A 17,135-nucleotide genomic window follows, 5' to 3' on the forward strand; every position below is an offset into this window, starting at 1 on the left:
ATTGGGAGGCGACGCGCGTCCGTGCGACAACGGACCTCGCATCGTCCAGGAAGTTCTGGCGACGTCCATGACTCAAGGCGTCATCAGAGCTTTCCGAGCTCAGCAAGCAATCAGCAAACGGCCAGCCCATGCTGGTCCAAAGTCCGCCACCGTGTGGGTGCGCCGATCGGCAACCTCAAGGACGGTGCGGCTTTTGGGTCATGCTACCCCCATCGGCAACGATGCGCGATAGCAAGACATGACCCCGTTGTACTCCCATGTTCAACGCCTGTGAAGCGCGAAAGTTGACGATCCCCCGACGTGGGGCACCTGTGGGAAGTACGAAGAAGACAGCACGCATCCCGCGTGCCATTCTTGTGGATTGGCTGGTCGGCGAGCCCCTGAGCGGGGGACCCGCCGGGATCACTCTTCCGCGCCGGGCGGTCGAAGTTTTTGCAGCAAGCCGTTCAGCTCGTCGAGCGAGCCGAAGCTGATCGCCACCTCGCCCTGCTCGCCACGCTTGGTCTTCTTCTTGACGCGGATCTCGACCTGCGCGGTCAGCAGGTCCGACAGCGCTTCCTCGAGTCTGAGCACGTCGCGGCTCTTGTTCGCCTTCACGCGCAGCAACGGGGCCTGACGGCCGCCGCCCTGCTGGCGCTGGACCAGCTTCTCGGCCTCACGCACGCTGAGCTTCTTCGCGGCGATCTCGGTCGCGCTGGTGATCTGGTGGGCGCCGTCCAGCGCCAGCAGCGCGCGCGCATGGCCCATGTCGATGTCGCCGGCCATGAGCATGTTCTGGACCGGCTCGGCCAGATTCAGCAGGCGCAGCAGGTTGGACGCCGCGCTGCGCGAACGGCCCACGGCCTGCGCCGCCTGGTCGTGCGTCAGGCCGAATTCGTCGACCAGGCGCTTCAGGCCCTGCGCCTCTTCCAGCGCGTTGAGGTCCTCGCGCTGGATGTTCTCGATCAGCGCCATCGCGGCGGCGGCCTCGTCGGGCACCGGCTTGACCAGCACCGGCACCTCGGCCAGTCCGGCCAGCTTCGCGGCGCGGAAGCGCCGTTCGCCCGCGATGATCTCGTAGCGGACCGCGCCGTCGGGCGCGATCGGCCGCACGAGGATCGGTTGCATGATCCCCTGCGCCTTGATGCTCTCGGCCAGCTCGTAGAGCGAGCCCTCATCCATGCGGGTGCGCGGCTGGTACTTGCCGGCCTGCATCTGCGCCAGCGGCAGCACGCCGGGTTCGCCTTCGCGCACCGCCGGTGCGTCGCTCACTTTGGGTCCGAGCAGGGCCTCGAGGCCCATGCCCAGGCCCTTGGGTTTCTTTGTCGCCATGGGGCGCGATTCTCCGTGATTCCGGGGGAGGGCCGTCAGCCCGATGTCGGGTGCCGTCCGCGGGGTGCTTCTGTCCGGTTCAGCCGCCGAGACGTTTCAGCAGGGCGCGACCCTCGGGCCAGGCGCCGAGGCCGGACGCGGTGTTGAGATGACCCCGGGGACCGGCCATCACGAACTCGGCGCCCCAGTCCGCCGCCATGCCGGCGGCGCGATCGAGCGAGCAGAACGGGTCGTCGTTCGATGCGACGACGATGGCGGGGAAGGGCAGCCGCGGGCGCCGGATCGGACGCCAGTTGTGCAGCTGTGGCGGCATCTCCTCGCGCTCGGTGTCCGGGGGCGACCAATAGCGCGCCGGCGACCAGGCGCGTGTGGGTCGAGTGCTCGGCCCACGCCGCCACGAGCTGGCAGCCGAGGCTGTGCGCCACCAGCAGCGCCGGTCGATCGTGCAGGCGCCCATCCTGCTGCAGCACGTCGTCGAGACGGGCCATCCAGTCGCCGCGTCGCGGCCACTCCCAGTCGTTCTGCTCGATCCGGTTGTCGCCGTGGACGCGCTGCCATTCGCTCTGCCAATGGTCGGGGTCGGAATCCAGCCAGCCCGGCAGCAGATAGACGGGCCGTGAGATCGGGGAGAGGTCCAGGTCATTCGGCGGAATGGCGTGTGTTGACATCGGTTGGCCTTATGCTTCGCGCTTTCTTCGGGAGGGTCCCGGAGGCAGCGGATTTTGCAGGAGCGGCGATGAAGTACGCGGTGTATGTCGACGGGCAGGAAGGCACGACCGGCCTGCGCATCAATGAATATCTGGCGCAGCGCGCCGACATCGAGGTGCTGCGCATCGACGCCGACAAGCGCAAGGATGCCGCCGAGCGCGCGCGCCTGCTGAATGCCGCCGACGTTGCCTTCCTGTGCCTGCCGGACGCCGCTTCGCGCGAGGCCGCGGCGATGATCACCAACCCCAAGACCTGCCTGATCGACGCGAGCACCGCGCACCGCACGGCGCCGGGCTGGGCCTTCGGTCTGCCGGAACTGGCGAAGGGCCAGCGCGCTGCGATCCGTGACTCGAAGCGCATCGCCAACCCCGGCTGCCATGCCAGCGCCTTCATCCTGGCGGTGCGCCCGCTGGTCGACGCCGGCCTGCTGCCGGCCGACGCACTGGTCACGGCGACGTCGATCACCGGCTATTCGGGCGGCGGCAAGTCGATGATCGCGGAGTACGAGGCGGGCGGGAACCCGAAGCTGATCGCGCCGCGTCCCTATGCGCTGGGCCTGGCCCACAAGCATCTGCCGGAGATGATGGCCCACACCGGCCTGAAGACGGCGCCGGTGTTCATGCCCATCGTCTCCAACTTCTACAAGGGTCTGGCCGTCACCGTGCCCTTGCATCTGAGCCAGCTGCGTGCGGGCACCACCCCGCAGCAGGTCCGCGATGCGCTGGCCGCGCACTACGAAGGCGAGCGATTCATCCACGTGAAACCGCTGCGCGACGCGGACACCCTGGCCGTCGGCTTCTTCGATGTGCAGGCCTGCAACGACACGAACAACGTCGACCTGTTCGTGTTCGGCAGCGAGCAGCAGATCCTCGTGATGGCGCGCCTGGACAACCTGGGCAAGGGAGCGAGCGGCGCCGCGGTGCAGAGCATGAACGTGCATCTGGGCGTGGACGAATCGCTGGGCCTGACCGGCCCGGACGTCAACGGCATCTGATGGCGTCGACAAAGGTCGGACCCCGTGAATGGCGCCGGGATGGCGCCGTTCCGCAGGACGACCTCGACGCCATCCGGGATGGCGTCATCGCCTACGGTCGCCAGCAGGCGCAAGGCAGCGATGCCGAGGACATTGCCGTGGCGTTGTACGACGGCGATGAGCTGATTGCCGGCGCCTCCGGACGGACTGAGTTCCAACGCCTCTATGTCAGCTACCTGTGGGTCGATGCCGACCATCGGGGTGAGGGCTTCGGAGGCGACTGCTTGCGTCAGCTTGAAGCAATGGCGTTGAAGCGGGGTTGCGTCGACGCGCTGATCGAGACGCTGCTGGACGAGACCGCGGAGATGTACGAGCACCTGGGTTACGCCTGCATCAGCCATGTGCATGACTTCGTGCCGGGCTTTACCCGCCACACGCTGCTGAAGGTCTGGCAGGCGCGGGACTAGGCGTTCACGCCCAGGCGCGAGGGTCGTCGCTGCGGTAGTGGTAGCGATAGGCCTGGAGGAAGCCCAGACGGGCGTACAACCGCTGCGCGGACACGTTGTCGGCCCCGACCTGCAGATACGCATTGAGGGCCCCTTGGCGGCGCGCTTCGGCCAGCAGGGCTGCGCAGAGCCGGAACCCGTGCCCACGACCGCGCTGCTGCTCCGGCGTGAAGATGTCGAACAGCCCTGCGATGCCGCCGTCGGGTGTTCCCGCTGGTCCTGGATCAATGGCCATCTGGCCGCAGGCGAGCAGCACGCCGTCCTGTGCCATCTTGAAAGCCTGGTGTGGGACGCTGGCCTGTTCGAGACGCCGCGCGTGGCCGTCTATCTCTTCCTTGCTGGAGCCGCGCAGTGCGCCGATCAGTCCGGCGTAGGCGGCCGGCGTCAGCGGCACCAGTCCGCCCGCGTCGTCGAAGGCATCCAGCGTTGGCAGCACCATCACGTCTGCGGGATCGAAGCGGGTCCAGCCTTTCGCGGCCAGTTGATCATCGAGATCCTCTGGTTGGCTGAAGGGGTGATCCGGAGAATCAGCGGCAACCCCGCCTGTTCGAAGCTGGGGCGGCACCGACGGAGAAGATCATCGAGGGGCAGCGTGCCTCCCGCCAGCGCATTGACGCATCGAGAACGCTTGGCCTTGCCTGGCGACAAGCGGAGCAGCCATCCCTCGACCTGCGCTTCACGTGGCGCGGAGGCCGCGTTCAGGCCGGCCAGTTCCGCGCGGCGGGCGAGGGCGTCCAGTTCGGGGGCCATCGTTCAGCGCATCGCGCCGACGCGCGCCACCATTTCCTTGGCGAAATCGATGAAGGCGTGCGCGCCCTTGGAGCCGCCGTCGAAGACGACACCCGGCAGGCCGTAGCTGGGGGCTTCGGCCAGACGGACGTTGCGCGGGATGACGGTGTCGAAGACCTTCTCGCCGAAGTGCGCCTTCAGTTGCTCGCTGACCTGCTGCTGCAGCGTGATGCGCGGATCAAACATGACGCGCAGCAGGCCGATGATCTGCAGGTCCGGATTCAGGTTGGCGTGGATCTGCTTGATCGTGTTGACCAGGTCGGTCAGGCCTTCCAGCGCGAAGTATTCGCACTGCATCGGGACGACCACGCCGTGCGCGGAGCACAGGCCGTTCAGCGTGAGCATGGACAGCGAGGGCGGGCAGTCGATCAGGATGAAGTCGTAATCCTGTGCCGAGGCAGCCAATGCCGTCTTCAGGCGTTGCTCGCGGCGGTCCAGTTCGACCAATTCCACCTCGGCGCCGGCCAGTTCCCGGTTGGCGCCCAGCACGTCGTAGCCGGCCTTCTCGCTGCGCTGACGCGCTTCGGCGATGGTGGCGGATTCCAGCAGCACGTCGTAGACGGTCAGCGACAAGGCCCGCTTGTCGATGCCGGAGCCCATCGTGGCATTACCTTGGGGGTCGAGGTCGACCACGAGCACGCGTTGGCCAACCTTGGCCAGACCGGCGGCCAGATTCACGGTGGTGGTCGTCTTGCCGACGCCACCTTTTTGGTTCGCAACGCAAAAGATCTTGGCCATGAATGGTCGGAGGACAGACTCGGGGGAGGGGCGGAGCTTAACCGATGGAGGCTGTGGGACGGATCCACAGCAGGCAGCGCTGGGCATCGAGCCCGGGAACGTTCAGCTGTTCCACGTGGAACACGGAGAGATCCGGCGCGCGCGTGGCCAGCTCGGTGAGCTCATCAGTGGGATGCTGACCCTTCATGGCTGCCCACACCGCGTCGGGTTTCAGGTGCATCCGCGTCCATTCCGTGAAGTCCGCCAGCGAAGCGAAGGCCCGCGACGTGATGACGTCGAAGGGTGTCGTCTTCAACTGCTCGACCCGCGAGTGTTCCGCGTGCAGATTGGGGAGGCCGATCTCGGCAGCGACCTGTGCGATGAAGAACGCCTTCTTGCCGACGGTGTCGACACAGGTGACGTCGGTCGTCGGATCGCAGATGGCGATGACCACGCCGGGCAGGCCGCCGCCGCTGCCGACATCCATCAGCCGCAGCGGCTGACCGGCGGCGTGACGACGCAGCGGCGGGATCAGGCTCAGGCTGTCCACCAGATGCTGGGTCAGCATGGCCTCGGGATCACGGACAGCCGTCAGGTTGTAGACCTTGTTCCACTTCGACAGCAGGCCGAGGTAAGCGATCAGCCGGTCGAGCTGTTCATCGGTGAGGCCGAGCCCGAGCGTTTCGGCGGCGGTGGCGAGGCGGGAACGGAGGTCGAGATCGGTCATCGATGAATGGAAGCAGGTGAGGTCAGGCAGCGGTCGGGTCGACGGCGGCTTGATCGGTGAAGCCCTTGAAGCGGCCCTTGCGCAGGTGGATCAGCAGCAGGGAGATCGTGGCTGGCGTGATGCCGGAGATCCGGGACGCCTGCCCCAGTGTCTCCGGACGATGCTTGCCAAGCTTCTGGCGTGCTTCGAAGGAGAGGGCCGTGACCAGACCGTAGTCCAGGTCCTCGGGCAGCTTCAGGTGCTCGAAGTTCGACGCACGGGCCACGTCTTCCTGTTGTTTGCTGATGTAGCCCGCGTACTTGACGCCGACCTCCAGCTGTTCGATGACGGCAGCGGCGAGGTCAACCCCTAGCGATTCAGTGAGAACCGCGCGGTTCACGCCAGCGCTCGGGCGGGCAATGGACGCCACCTCGGAGAGGGTATCGAACGTGACGCCGGGTCGACGCAGGAGGTCGATCAGGTTGTATTCGCGCTCGAGCGCCTTGCCCACCAGTCGCTCCGCATCGGCCGCAGGCAGGATGTTCGGATTGACCCAGGTGGACTTCAGCTTCTCTGTTTCACGTGAAACAGCGTCGCGCTTCCGGTTGAACGACTCCCAGCGAGCGTCGTCGACCAGCCCCAATTGGCGGCCCGCTTCGGTCAGGCGCATGTCGGCGTTGTCTTCACGGAGCTGCAGGCGGAACTCGGCGCGGCTCGTGAACATGCGGTACGGCTCGGTGACGCCCTTGGTGATCAGGTCGTCGACCAGCACGCCCAGGTAGGCCTGGTCGCGGGTCGGGAGCCAGGCGTCCTTGCCCTGCACCTGAAGCGCGGCATTCAAGCCGGCGAACAGGCCTTGGGCCGCCGCCTCTTCATAACCCGTCGTGCCGTTGATCTGGCCGGCGAAGAACAGGCCACAGATGGCGCGCGTCTCGAAACTGGACTTCAGCGCACGTGGATCGAAGTAGTCGTACTCGATCGCGTACCCGGGACGCAGGATGTGTGCGTTCTCGAGGCCGGGGATCGATTGAACGGCGGCCAACTGGATGTCGAAGGGCAGGGAGGTCGAGATGCCGTTCGGATAGAACTCGTGCGTCGTCAGTCCCTCGGGCTCCAGGAAGATCTGGTGCGAGTTCTTGTCGGCGAAGCGGTTGACCTTGTCCTCGATGGACGGGCAGTAACGCGGGCCGACGCCTTCGATGACCCCGGTGAACATCGGGCTCCGGTCGAAGCCGGAACGGATGATCTCGTGGGTGCGCTCATTCGTGTGGGTGATCCAGCATGGAAGCTGCCGAGGATGCTGCGCGGCGTTCCCCATGAAGCTGAACACGGGCACCGGGTCGAGGTCGCCCGGCTGTTCCGCGCACCTGGAGAAGTCGATGGTGCGACCGTCCAGCCGTGGCGGCGTGCCGGTCTTCAGGCGGCCTTGCGGCAGCTTGAGCTCCTTGAGTCGCCCCGACAGCGAGACCGCGGGCGGATCACCGGCGCGGCCCGCGGCGTAATTCTCCAGACCGATGTGGATCTTCCCGTCGAGGAAGGTGCCTGCGGTCAGTACCACCGCGCGGGCGCGGAAGCGCAGACCCGACTGCGTGACGGCGCCGACGACGCGGTCGCCCTCGACCATCAGGTCGTCCACGGCCTGCTGGAACAGCATCAGGTGGGGCTGGTTTTCCAGCCGCTGGCGGATGGCCGCCTTGTAGAGGATGCGGTCGGCCTGTGCGCGGGTGGCGCGGACGGCCGGTCCCTTGGAGCCGTTGAGGATGCGGAACTGGATGCCGCCCTCATCGGTCGCCGCAGCCATGGCGCCGCCGAGCGCATCGACCTCCTTGACCAGATGGCCCTTGCCGATCCCGCCGATGGACGGGTTGCAGCTCATCTGGCCGAGTGTCTCGATGTTGTGGGTCAGCAGCAGCGTGCTGACGCCCATGCGGGCGGCGGCCAGCGCGGCCTCGGTACCGGCATGGCCGCCACCGACCACGATCACGTCGAACTCTTTGGGATAAAGCATGGCAAGGCGTCCGGCGGCATCGGCGATCGGGTGGATCGTGGCCATCGCGATGCGCGCAGGGCGCGGAATCTGGCGATGGAACAGCCGGCTGGCATTCAGATGAGGGAGGCGATGATTTTACGCGGGGCTGTGGATAAGTCACTGCCCCAGGGCCATGCCTGCCGGACCTTGTTCGCGTCCCAGGCTGTCGCGCGGCGACAATCCGCCTCCCATGGATTGCCGCCCCTCCTGCGCCGCCTGCTGCATCGCCCCGTCGATCAGCAGCCCGATCCCCGGCATGCCCGACGGCAAGCCGGCGGGGTGCGCTGCATCCAGCTCGACGAGACCCTGCGCTGCAAGATCTTCGGCAGACCGGAGCGGCCCGCCGTGTGCGGCTCACTCCCGCCGTCCGAAGACATGTGCGGTGATTCGCGCGAGCAGGCGATGCGCTGGCTCGGGTGGATGGAAGAAGAGACGCGACCCCTCTGAGCTTGCCGTCGATCCCTCTCTGCAGGGAGTCGCCCAGGCCAGACCGGTGCCGTATCCTCTCGCCCCAAACAGGGAAGGGAGTTCCGAATGAAGCAGTGGGCACTGTGGCTGCCGTTGCTCTTGGCGCCGATCGACGGGGCGTGGGCAATCAACAAATGCACGAACAAGGATGGCACCGTCGCGTTCCAGGATGCGCCGTGTCCTCGCGAGGCCGAGGCCAAGGAGATCGACATCAAGGTGGCGCCGCCGACCTCGCGGCAGAACGTCGATCCCAGACTGCCGTCGCTGCCGAGCCTCGCCCGGGTCAGCGATCAGCGCGTGCACCGCGCTTCCCGGGCGACCACGGAAGTGGAGACCCTCGCGCTCAAGGCGCGGGACTGCCGCAATCATCTTTCTCTGGCCGGCAAGGATCGGAGCGACACCTGCAAGCGCCTGGCGGAGCAGACGGAGGCATTGCTCAAGCCGCAGGTCGATACGCTGCGTGAATTGAGCGAAGACTTCGAGTTCCGCCAGAAGTACCGACTCTATTTCGACCGTGGCGGTGTCGCTGCGCGTTCCGCAGTGATCGATACGCAGGCGATCAAGGAGATGCTGTCGGAATCGACGGCTTCTGCCGCGTCCGCGCCTGGGAAGGCCTTGCAGCCGAAGAAGAACGACATCCGCAGCTGAAGCGGGCGCGGGCGCCCGCCGCCCTGCAGCGCGGTCTGAAAGCGCGCTGACAGCGCACCCGCCGTAGAGTCGGAATTTCCATAAGACCACATCGGAGACTCCGCATGATCCCCACCGACGAGGACCGCCGCCGCTTCCTCCTGCAGTCCGCCGCGCTCGGCGCCGCGGGGGCCGCCTTGGGCACGTCGCTCCCCGCGCTCGCGCAATCGACCTGGCCCTCGCGCAACGTGCGCTTCGTCGTGCCCTTCGCACCGGGCGGCAGCAGCGAGATCGTTGCCCGCGCCACGGCTGCCGAGCTCAGCAAGACGCTGGGGCAGTCCGTGTACGTCGACAACAAGCCCGGTGGCGGCGGCAACATCGCGATGGGCGAGGTCGCTCGCGCGGAGGACCAGCACACGCTGATCCTCGGCCACATCGGCACGCTCGCGGTGAACCCGTACATCTACGACAAGCTGCCCTACGATCCCAACCGCGACTTCAAGCCCATCACGCTGCTGGCGAAGGTGCCCAGCCTCTACGTCGTCCATCCCGACGTGCCCGCGCGCAACCTGAAGGAGTGGGTCGCGCTCGTGCGCAAGAACCCGGGCAAGTTCAGCTATGGCTCGGCGGGCAATGGCAGCGCCGGACACCTGGCGATGGAATACCTGAAGATGGTCGCCGACCTCTTCATCCTGCACGTGCCCTACCGCGGCACCGGCCCGCAGCTGACGGACCTGCTCGCGGGACGTCTCGAGGCGGCCTCGGTCGGCGCGCCGGCCATCATGCAGTTCATCAAGGCAGGCAAGCTGCGTTGCATCGCGACGGGCTCCAAGGAGCGGCTGCCGCAGCTGCCCGACGTGCCGACGGTCGCGGAGCAGGGCTATCCCGGCTTCGAGATGACGCAGTGGTACGGCCTCTGCGCGCCGGCCAACCTGGCGCCGGCCAACGTCGACAAGCTGGCGGTCGAATCGGTGAAGGCGATCCGCTCGGCGTCGGCCCGGGAACGTCTGAGCCACGACGCGGCCGAGGCCATCGGCAACACGCCCGCGCAGTTCACCGCCTTCATTGCGCAGGAGCAGCAGCGCTGGAAGCAGGTCGTGGCCCGCGCGAAGATCAAGCCCGATTGACGGGAAGGAAGGGGGCCTGGGACGGCCTCCTCAGCGGTGCTGGACCGATCGCAGGTCCTGCACCACGCGTCCGCCCTGGAGGCTGACGACGCGCTGCGCCGCCGCGATCGTTTCCGGGCGGTGCGCGATGACGATGCGCGTCAGCGGCAGCTGGCGCAGGCTCGCGTTGACCAGCCGCTCGCGCTCGACGTCGAGCGCGCTGGTGGCCTCGTCCAGGAACAGGAACTGCGGCCGCTTGTACAGCGCGCGGGCCAGCAGGATGCGCTGGCGCTGGCCACCGGACAGGCTCGATCCCATGTCGCCGATCAGCGTCTGCAGGCGCATCGGCATGGCCTCGATGTCCTCGAGCACGCAGGCGAGCCGCGCGCATTCACGCACCCAGTCCGGATCGACGTCGAGGTCGAAGAAGCTGATGTTGTCGGCGATGCTGCCGGCGAAGAGTTGATCGTCCTGCATCACCGTGCCGATGCGATCGCGCCACGCGTTCGCGCCCAGCTGCGCCAGCGCGACGCCGCCGATACGGATCTCGCCGTGCTGCGGCGCATGGATGCCCAGCATCAGTTTCATCAACGTGGTCTTGCCGCAGCCCGACGGTCCGACGATCGCGACGGACTCGCCCGGCTCGATGCGCAACGAGCAGCCGGCGATCACTTCCGGTTCGCCGTCGGCATAACGGAAGCGCAGGGCGTCGAGCTCCAGCGCGGCGTCATGCGGTACCGCGCGGCCCGGCGCCTCGAACTCCGCCTCGGGCGCGGTCAGCACGATGTCGGCCAGGCGTTCGCCCTGGAGCCGCAGCATCTTCAGCGCGACCACCTTGTCGATCAGCCCGGCGACGCGCTGGCTGAACTGGTCCTTGTAGGCGAGGAAGGCGAACAGCATCCCCACCGACAGGGCGTTGTCCAGCACCAGCATCGCGCCCATCGCGACGATGGCCACGCGCTCCAGGCCGAACAGCAGCTTGTTGCCCTGCACCATGCCGAGCTCGAGCTTGCGGCCGGTCAACGATGCGTTCATCTGCTCGACGATGAGGTTGGCGAAGCGAGCGCCACGGTCCGCCTGCGCATTGAAGAGCTTGATCGCCTGCGCGCCGCGCAGCGATTCGAGGAAATGGGTGTTCTGGCGTGCCTCGTGGGTCAACGCCTCTTCCTGCGCGTCGCGCAGCGGCCGGAAACAACCCCAGCGCAGCAACGCATAGCCGGCCACCGCCGCCAGCGCGACGACCGTCAACCGACCGCTGTAGAGCACCATCATCGCCAGCGTCAGCAGCACCATCAGACCGTCGAGGATGGCCTCGATGAAGCTGCCCGTGAGCGTTTTCTGGATCTCCTGCACGCTGGAGAAGCGCGACCAGATGTCGCCGAGGTGGCGCTTCTCGAACCAGGCGAGCGGCAGTCGCAACAGGTGCGAGAACACATTGGACAGCCACTGCAGGTTCAGCGACGCCGACAGGATCATCACCGCCCAGGAACGGAGCAGGCCGACGCCCACCTGCAGCAGCACCAGCAGCGCGAAGCCGATGCCCAAGGTGACGAGCAGATCGCGGTCGGCGCTGACGATGACGCCGTCGACGGTCCATTGCAGCAGGAACGGCGCCAGCAGCCCGAGCAGCTCCAGTCCCAGCGCGAGGGCCAGGACTTGCGCGATCGAGCGCTTCAATCCGGTCACGTGGCCGAGCAGCTGGCGCCACCTGGGCGCGGGGGCCGGCGCCTTGCGCGCGAAGTCCATGCCCGGGCGCAACTCGAGCGCGACCCCGGTGAAATGCTTGGAGACTTCCGCCAGGCTCAGCCGCCGCTCGCCATGCGCGGGATCGAGCACCACGGCACGGTCGCCGTCGACGCGTTCCAGCACGACGAAATGGTTGAAGTCCCAGTGCAGGATGCAGGGCGTCTGCAGTTTGTGCAGCGTGTGCGGTTCGGCGCGTAGCGCGCGGGCGGTGAGCCCGAGTTGCGCGCCCATGCGGACCAGGTCGGCCATCGTCAGGCCCTTGAGGGACACCGCGAAACGGTCGCGGAGCTCGCCGAGCGTCCAGCGTTGGCCATGTGCGCCGGCGACCATGGCGAGGCAAGCCAGGCCGCACTCGGCTGCCTCGGTCTGCAGGATGACGGGACGGCGGCGACGCCAGCCGAGATTCAGCCGCGACAGGATGCCGTCGGGCGTGGCGCGCGTGACGGTGGCGCCGGGGGCAGGGGCATCAGACACGGCGGGCGAGACTCAGCAGCGGTTCGAAGATCCATTCGATGAGGCGGCGCCGTTCCAACAGCACGTCGGCTTCGAGCAGCATACCGGGGCTGAGCGTCTGGTCCTGTCCGTAGGCCTCGACCGACTGGCGTTGCAACTGCACGGTGATGCGGTACATCGGCTCGCCTTGCGCCATCGCGGCGGGGAGACCGAGCTGCGCGAGTTCCGCGGCCTGCAGCGGCGTGCGCGAGACCTGCAGCACCTCGCCCTGCTGCTGCCCGAACTTCTGATACGGAAAAGCCTGGTAGCGCAGCAGCACCGCCTGATGCGGCCGCAGGAAGCCGACGGCGCTGGACGGTGCGTAGAGGTGGGCCTGAAGCGGCGTGCGCGCCGGGAGCAGGGCGGCGAGTTGCGTGCCGGCCTGGACGACCTGCCCGGGTTCGGCCAGCACGGTGCTCATCTGGCCGTCGCTGGGCGCGCGCAGGACGAGTCGACGGCGCGCTTCGTTCTCGACGCCTTGCGCCTGCAGCGCGGCGATGTCGCGTGCCAGTTCCCCCAGCTGGACCTGGGACTTCAAGGGGATCGCCTGAAGCTCAGCTTGCAAGCCCAACGCCTCCCGCTGCAGGTTCTCGCGCTCTCGCGCCAGTGCCTGCCGTTGGGCCTGCAAGCCAAGCAACTCCTCCCGCTTGGTCTGGACCTGGGCACTCGAGACGAACTGGTCTTTCGCCAGCGATTCGAGACGTCCCAGGCTCTGCTGCGCCAGCGCTTCGCGCTGGGCATGCAGCTGCAGCTCGGCGTCAGCCTGCCGCAGCGTGGATTCGAGCGTGGCGATCCGTGCTTTCAGCGACGTCGCCTGGCTCTGCGCGAGCTCCCGCTGCTGCGCCTGTGCCGCGCCCAGCGATTGCTCGCGATCCTTCAAGGTCTTCGACAGGCCGTCGCCGGTCGGGTTGGCGCTGTCGAGCGACAACACGAACAGCACGTCGCCCTCGCGCACCTGCTGTCCGTCCTGGACGGGCCGTGCCATGACCGTGGCGCTCTGCGGCACGCTCAGCCGCATCACGCCCCGCTCTGGCACCAGCAGGCCGTTGACGCGGGCCTTGCGGGTGTATTCGGTGCTGAACAGGAAGGCGCCGACGGCGATCACGCCGCCCAGTGCCAGGATGCTCAGCCATTTCAACGTGGTCGGTCGATGCAATTGCACCGAGCCCAGCCAGGCCTGCTGTTGCGAGGCCTGTGCCTCGGCGCGGAACAGCGCCACCACGATTTGCTACGCCTTGTTGCGAACCTGACGGTTCGCGAAGCCAGGAGCGCTTACCAAGTGCCCTTCGGCGCGGGTTCGACTTCCCCGGCGGTCACGCTCACGACGACTGCCTGGCCCACCAGCCAGGTGCCCTTCGGGGCGCCGCCACCGACATGCACCAAGGACTGCAGGTCCAACTCGACCAGACCTTCTTCGACCTGCGTGTTGACGGCGACGTTTTGCGGTTGGGCTTGCATGAGAGGCTCCAGATTCGGTGACGTGCTCAGGAATTTGTTGAGCACGGAACGGATTGAAGCAGCGCGCGGACGCCCGCATAACTGTCAGCTCTTACAGTGTTTACAAGCTGACGGCGAAGGCAGCATCAGCGAATCAGGCCGAGCCGCAGGGCCTTGAGCACCGCCTGGTGCTTGTTGGAGCAGGCCAGCTTGTGCATCGCGTTGTTGATGTGCAGTACCGCGGTGCGTTCAGTGATGCTGAGGATGGCGCCGACCTCCCAGGCGGTCTTGCCTTCCATCGTCCAGTGCAGGCATTCGAGCTCGCGGGGCGTGAGCCGCGGCGATTCGGTGACCTTCTCTTCGGGCAGCAGGACACGCAGCGCGGTGTCCACCGCGTGCACGGCGAACAGCTGCAGATCCGCGACCATGCGGGTCAGCTGGCCCGAGTCGCTGGGCAGCGGCTGGTCGCGATCGACGCCCAGCACGAAATGCCGTCCCTCCGGCAGGTGCAGCGCCAGGCAGATGCCGGTGCTGTAGCCGAATTGCGCCTGCGATTCCCAGATGTCGCTGGCGCCGTGACGCGCGTAGGTCTGGCGGTCCCAGACGATCGGCATGCTGTTGCGCTTGCAATGCTGCATGACCGGATCGCGGCGCCCGAACTCCGGCGCGTGCATCACCTCGGCATAGCCCACGGGACAGTTGTCGATGGTGATGAACTCGGTCTCGGCCAGCGTGTGGTCGACGACCGTGATGGCCGAGACCGTCTGGAAGTCCAGCTTATGCGCGAAGCGAATCACCTCACTGCGGAACTCTTCGCGTGAGCGCGCTTCCAGGACTGATTGATAACCGCCTTGCAGCATTGATCGCTCCGGCCCTTGGCCGGCCTAGTGGGCCTCTTCGGTCGCCAAGGCGGACCTGTTCGCCTGTCTGTGATCCGCCACGCACCCGCATGGGCCGCATAGGTCACGTGACGCATTCACGCCCCTGACAGGGTTTACAGCTGGCGAGTCGACCGCTTCGTGACCACACTTCTGGTCAAGGGGAGAAGCAGCAACCGCCGATCCGCAATAGCCAAACCAAACAATTCTGACAATGACACCAGCTTGGATTGTGTACGCGTGGCCACGAATATTGTGTGATGTCCAGCGTTTGCCCCGCTTACAGTTCGCGCATTTGAGCACGCGCGTGTTGGTGACGGGAGACGAGGATCACCCGGCCATGGGGCAAACCCTGTGGAGCGGCGAATCCGAGTTCGGTGCCGCCGGCGTGGCGTGGGACTGGGTGCGCATGCCTTACGGGGTCGTCTCGATGGTCGATCCGATGGCGCTCGTGACCAACATGCAGTTCCTGAATGGCGAGGGCGAGGTCCTCGCGCCGATCGAATCGGCGATCCAGCTCAACGGCATCGTGCACATGCTGCCGTGGCAGGAGCAGGTCCAGCTGGCGCTCGCCACGCGCCACTGAGTGCGCCACCGGCCGCCCGCTCATCGCGCCACCGCCGCGCGCATCGAGCGGGCCACCAGGGTCAATCCGCCGATCGTGAGCAAGGCCCCCATGATCACCGTCGGCATCACCTTCGCGAAGGTCAGCGGCTCGCCCTTGAGCACCTGCATCATCAGCTGGTTCTGACCGAGCCCCGGCACCCACAAGTGCCACGATGCTTCCCCCCGGATTGACGATCGCCACCATCGGCGTCAGCGCGATGGCCGTGATCACGAGCGTCGTGCTGGCCTGGGCTTCCTTGAAGGTCTTGGTGCGGATCGCCAGCGCCATCAGCACCGCGGACAGCCCCGCACCCAGCGGGATCTGAAGCAGCAGGAAACGCAGGGCCTCGCCCCAGCCGAACTGGAACATCGCCGCGAGCGCGTCGCTGCGCATCAGCCACTGGCCCGGCAGGAAGCTGAGGTTGGAGAGCACCGCCACCAGCATCCCCGCCATCAGCACGGCGGCCCACTTGCCTGCCACGATGGCGGCATGCGGCGCGGGGTTGACCAGCAGCGGCTCGAGCGAACCGCGCTCGCGCTCGCCGGCGGTGCTGTCGAGCGCCGCGGTCAGCGCGCCATAGAGCACCGCCATCATGATGAACATGGGCAGCATCTGCGTGAGCCGCGTGGAACGTGCCTGCATGCTGGCGAGGTCGCGTTCCTGGACGTCGATCGGGCGCAGCTGCTGCGCGCCGATGCCGCGCATGGCCAGGGTCAGCGTGGTGCGTTCGCTGCTGAAGCCTTGCAGCAGCCGCCCCAGCGCGCCGACGCCGGCCTCGGCACGCTGGTTGGCGCTGTCGCTGACGATCTCCACCCTCGCCGGCTCGCCACCCGCCAGCAGCGTCTCGAAATCCGCGGGGATTACAAGCACCGGATCGGTGAGCTTGGCATCGCGCAGCCGGCTCTCATAGTCGGCGGGCGCGGTCTTGATCGTGTAGGTCTGGCGCTCGATGTAGTTGCGCAAGGTCGGCGCGTGCTCGATGCCCGCGACGAGCACCTCGCGCTGCTCCGCACGCTCCTGCAACGAGGCTGCGAAGCCCGACATCAGGGTCAGCATCAGCGGTCCCATCAGGACCGACGGGATCAGCAGGCGCAGCAGCGTGCGGCGATCGCGGAGGGCATCCAGGACCTCCTTGGCGAACACCGTCCGGAAGGCTTTGAAGAAGGGACCGTTCATGCGGACTCCAGGCGCGCGGGCGCGGCTTCAGGGAAGGCGAGGTCGACAAAGGCGTCCTCGAAGCGCTGGCGGCCGGTCTGCGCGAGCAGGCCGTCGACGGTGCCCGTCGCGACCGAGCGGCCATGGGACATCACGACGACCTGGTCGCAGAGCTGCTCCACCTCTTGCATGATGTGGCTGGAGAAGACGATGCACTTGCCGCCGCCCTCCGGCGAGCGCAGGTGGCGCAGCACCTCGCGCAGCGCGCGCGTGGCGACGACGTCCAGCCCGTTCGTGGGTTCGTCCAGCACGATGTTGGCCGGATCGTGGACGAGCGCACGGGCCAGCGCGGTCTTCATCCGTTCGCCCTGGCTGAAGCCCTCGGCTCGGCGGTCGAGGATCGCGCGCAGGTCCAGCAGCTCGGCCAGCGCGTCGGCGCGCGCCTGCGCCTGGTCCATCGGCATGTCCTGCAAGCGCGCGAAGTAAACGACGTTCTCGCGCGCCGTGAGCCGCGGGTACAGCCCGTGCGCGTCGCCGAGGATGCCCATCCGGGCCAGCGCCGCGCGCGGCTGCTTCAGGACGTCGAGGCCGTCGACTTCGATGCTGCCCTGGTCGGGTGGGAAGAGTCCCGCCAGCATCCGCAGCGAGGTGGTCTTCCCCGCGCCGTTGGGGCCGAGCAGTCCGGTGATGCGGCCGTTGGGCGCGTCGAGGTTCAGATGCTCGACCGCGACGACCGTGCGGGCCTGGCCCTTCTTGCCGAACAGCGCGCCCAGCGAGCCGCCGCCGCGCGTCTGGAAGGTCTTGTGGAGCGCATGCAGGCGGATCATCGGTCGGACTCCCGGGCGGCGGAGGCGGCGGCCGCGATGGTGGCCGGCGAGGG

The 17,135-nt window shown here is 67.4% G+C and carries 17 protein-coding genes and 1 pseudogene; 5 read left to right on the forward strand and 13 right to left on the reverse strand.

All coding sequences use genetic code 11. The annotated features are described in order from the left end of the window. Positions 1-402 precede the first annotated feature (402 nt). Together ACQ859_RS02410 and ACQ859_RS02415 are read right to left on the reverse strand one after the other, a co-directional pair. On the reverse strand, positions 403-1,311 hold the full coding sequence (locus ACQ859_RS02410; protein WP_431259911.1) for a ParB/RepB/Spo0J family partition protein: 909 nt from the start codon (positions 1,309-1,311) through the stop codon (positions 403-405). Between the two features lie 154 nt (positions 1,312-1,465). Next, positions 1,466-1,979, reverse strand: a pseudogene (locus tag ACQ859_RS02415) (RBBP9/YdeN family alpha/beta hydrolase); the annotation flags it as partial. A gap of 68 nt (positions 1,980-2,047) precedes the next feature. Between ACQ859_RS02415 and argC the strand changes: the two are divergent. Together argC and ACQ859_RS02425 are read left to right on the forward strand one after the other, a co-directional pair. Beyond that, complete coding sequence (argC, locus tag ACQ859_RS02420) at positions 2,048-3,013, forward strand: N-acetyl-gamma-glutamyl-phosphate reductase (RefSeq protein WP_431264456.1); 966 nt, start codon at positions 2,048-2,050, stop codon at positions 3,011-3,013. After that, positions 3,013-3,459 (forward strand): GNAT family N-acetyltransferase, encoded by a 447-nt coding sequence (locus ACQ859_RS02425; protein WP_431264457.1) that lies wholly within the window; start codon positions 3,013-3,015, stop codon positions 3,457-3,459. Before argC ends, ACQ859_RS02425 begins: the two co-directional genes overlap by 1 nt. A 4-nt stretch (positions 3,460-3,463) precedes the next feature. Here the strand turns inward: ACQ859_RS02425 and ACQ859_RS02430 are convergent, their stop codons facing one another. From ACQ859_RS02430 to mnmG, 5 genes are read right to left on the reverse strand one after another with little or no spacing between them, the layout of a single operon-like run. Then, entirely contained in the window at positions 3,464-3,937 is a 474-nt protein-coding gene (locus ACQ859_RS02430; RefSeq protein WP_431266444.1) for a GNAT family N-acetyltransferase, read from the reverse strand. Next, on the reverse strand, positions 3,937-4,248 hold the full coding sequence (locus tag ACQ859_RS02435; protein ID WP_431264458.1) for a hypothetical protein: 312 nt from the start codon (positions 4,246-4,248) through the stop codon (positions 3,937-3,939). Before ACQ859_RS02435 ends, ACQ859_RS02430 begins: the two co-directional genes overlap by 1 nt. 3 nt (positions 4,249-4,251) lie before the next feature. Further along, on the reverse strand, positions 4,252-5,025 hold the full coding sequence (locus tag ACQ859_RS02440) for a ParA family protein (protein WP_431264459.1): 774 nt from the start codon (positions 5,023-5,025) through the stop codon (positions 4,252-4,254). A 37-nt stretch (positions 5,026-5,062) separates the two neighbouring features. Next, positions 5,063-5,731 (reverse strand): 16S rRNA (guanine(527)-N(7))-methyltransferase RsmG, encoded by a 669-nt coding sequence (gene rsmG, locus ACQ859_RS02445; protein WP_431264460.1) that lies wholly within the window; start codon positions 5,729-5,731, stop codon positions 5,063-5,065. A gap of 22 nt (positions 5,732-5,753) precedes the next feature. After that, positions 5,754-7,718: a tRNA uridine-5-carboxymethylaminomethyl(34) synthesis enzyme MnmG gene (mnmG, locus tag ACQ859_RS02450; protein WP_431264461.1), complete on the reverse strand. Its 1,965-nt coding sequence runs from the start codon at positions 7,716-7,718 to the stop codon at positions 5,754-5,756. A gap of 211 nt (positions 7,719-7,929) precedes the next feature. Here mnmG and ACQ859_RS02455 point away from each other — a divergent pair, with 211 nt between their 5' ends. From ACQ859_RS02455 to ACQ859_RS02465, 3 genes are all read left to right on the forward strand, one after another. Beyond that, entirely contained in the window at positions 7,930-8,277 is a 348-nt protein-coding gene (locus ACQ859_RS02455) for a YkgJ family cysteine cluster protein (protein ID WP_431264462.1), read from the forward strand. Continuing rightward, the gene (locus ACQ859_RS02460; protein WP_431264463.1) at positions 8,274-8,855 is read left to right on the forward strand and encodes a DUF4124 domain-containing protein; all 582 of its coding nucleotides are present in this window, start codon (positions 8,274-8,276) and stop codon (positions 8,853-8,855) included. Before ACQ859_RS02455 ends, ACQ859_RS02460 begins: the two co-directional genes overlap by 4 nt. Before the next feature lie 104 nt (positions 8,856-8,959). Continuing rightward, positions 8,960-9,961 carry a Bug family tripartite tricarboxylate transporter substrate binding protein gene (locus ACQ859_RS02465; RefSeq protein WP_431264464.1) on the forward strand — a complete coding sequence of 334 codons (1,002 nt, stop codon included), beginning with the start codon at positions 8,960-8,962 and terminating at the stop codon, positions 9,959-9,961. 30 nt (positions 9,962-9,991) lie between these two features. Here ACQ859_RS02465 and ACQ859_RS02470 read toward each other — a convergent pair whose 3' ends face one another. The 6 genes from ACQ859_RS02470 to ACQ859_RS02495 form a co-directional block, all read right to left on the reverse strand. Then, on the reverse strand, positions 9,992-12,160 hold the full coding sequence (locus ACQ859_RS02470; RefSeq protein WP_431264465.1) for a peptidase domain-containing ABC transporter: 2,169 nt from the start codon (positions 12,158-12,160) through the stop codon (positions 9,992-9,994). After that, positions 12,153-13,400 (reverse strand): HlyD family secretion protein, encoded by a 1,248-nt coding sequence (locus tag ACQ859_RS02475; protein ID WP_431264466.1) that lies wholly within the window; start codon positions 13,398-13,400, stop codon positions 12,153-12,155. The genes ACQ859_RS02470 and ACQ859_RS02475 overlap by 8 nt, the downstream gene beginning before the upstream one ends. Positions 13,401-13,450: 50 nt before the next feature. Next, positions 13,451-13,636: a hypothetical protein gene (locus tag ACQ859_RS02480; protein WP_431264467.1), complete on the reverse strand. Its 186-nt coding sequence runs from the start codon at positions 13,634-13,636 to the stop codon at positions 13,451-13,453. Between the two features lie 125 nt (positions 13,637-13,761). Continuing rightward, positions 13,762-14,475 carry a helix-turn-helix transcriptional regulator gene (locus ACQ859_RS02485; RefSeq protein WP_088408028.1) on the reverse strand — a complete coding sequence of 238 codons (714 nt, stop codon included), beginning with the start codon at positions 14,473-14,475 and terminating at the stop codon, positions 13,762-13,764. A gap of 298 nt (positions 14,476-14,773) precedes the next feature. Next, positions 14,774-16,276, reverse strand: a complete 1,503-nt coding sequence (locus tag ACQ859_RS02490) for an ABC transporter permease subunit (RefSeq protein WP_431264468.1) — start codon at positions 16,274-16,276, stop codon at positions 14,774-14,776. Next, positions 16,273-17,082 (reverse strand): ATP-binding cassette domain-containing protein, encoded by an 810-nt coding sequence (locus ACQ859_RS02495; protein WP_431264469.1) that lies wholly within the window; start codon positions 17,080-17,082, stop codon positions 16,273-16,275. The genes ACQ859_RS02490 and ACQ859_RS02495 overlap by 4 nt, the downstream gene beginning before the upstream one ends. Positions 17,083-17,135 lie beyond the last annotated feature (53 nt).

Origin of the sequence: Roseateles chitinivorans (genome assembly GCF_050632235.1) — a bacterium.
Taxonomy (GTDB): Bacteria; Pseudomonadota; Gammaproteobacteria; order Burkholderiales; family Burkholderiaceae_C; genus Roseateles; species Roseateles chitinivorans_A.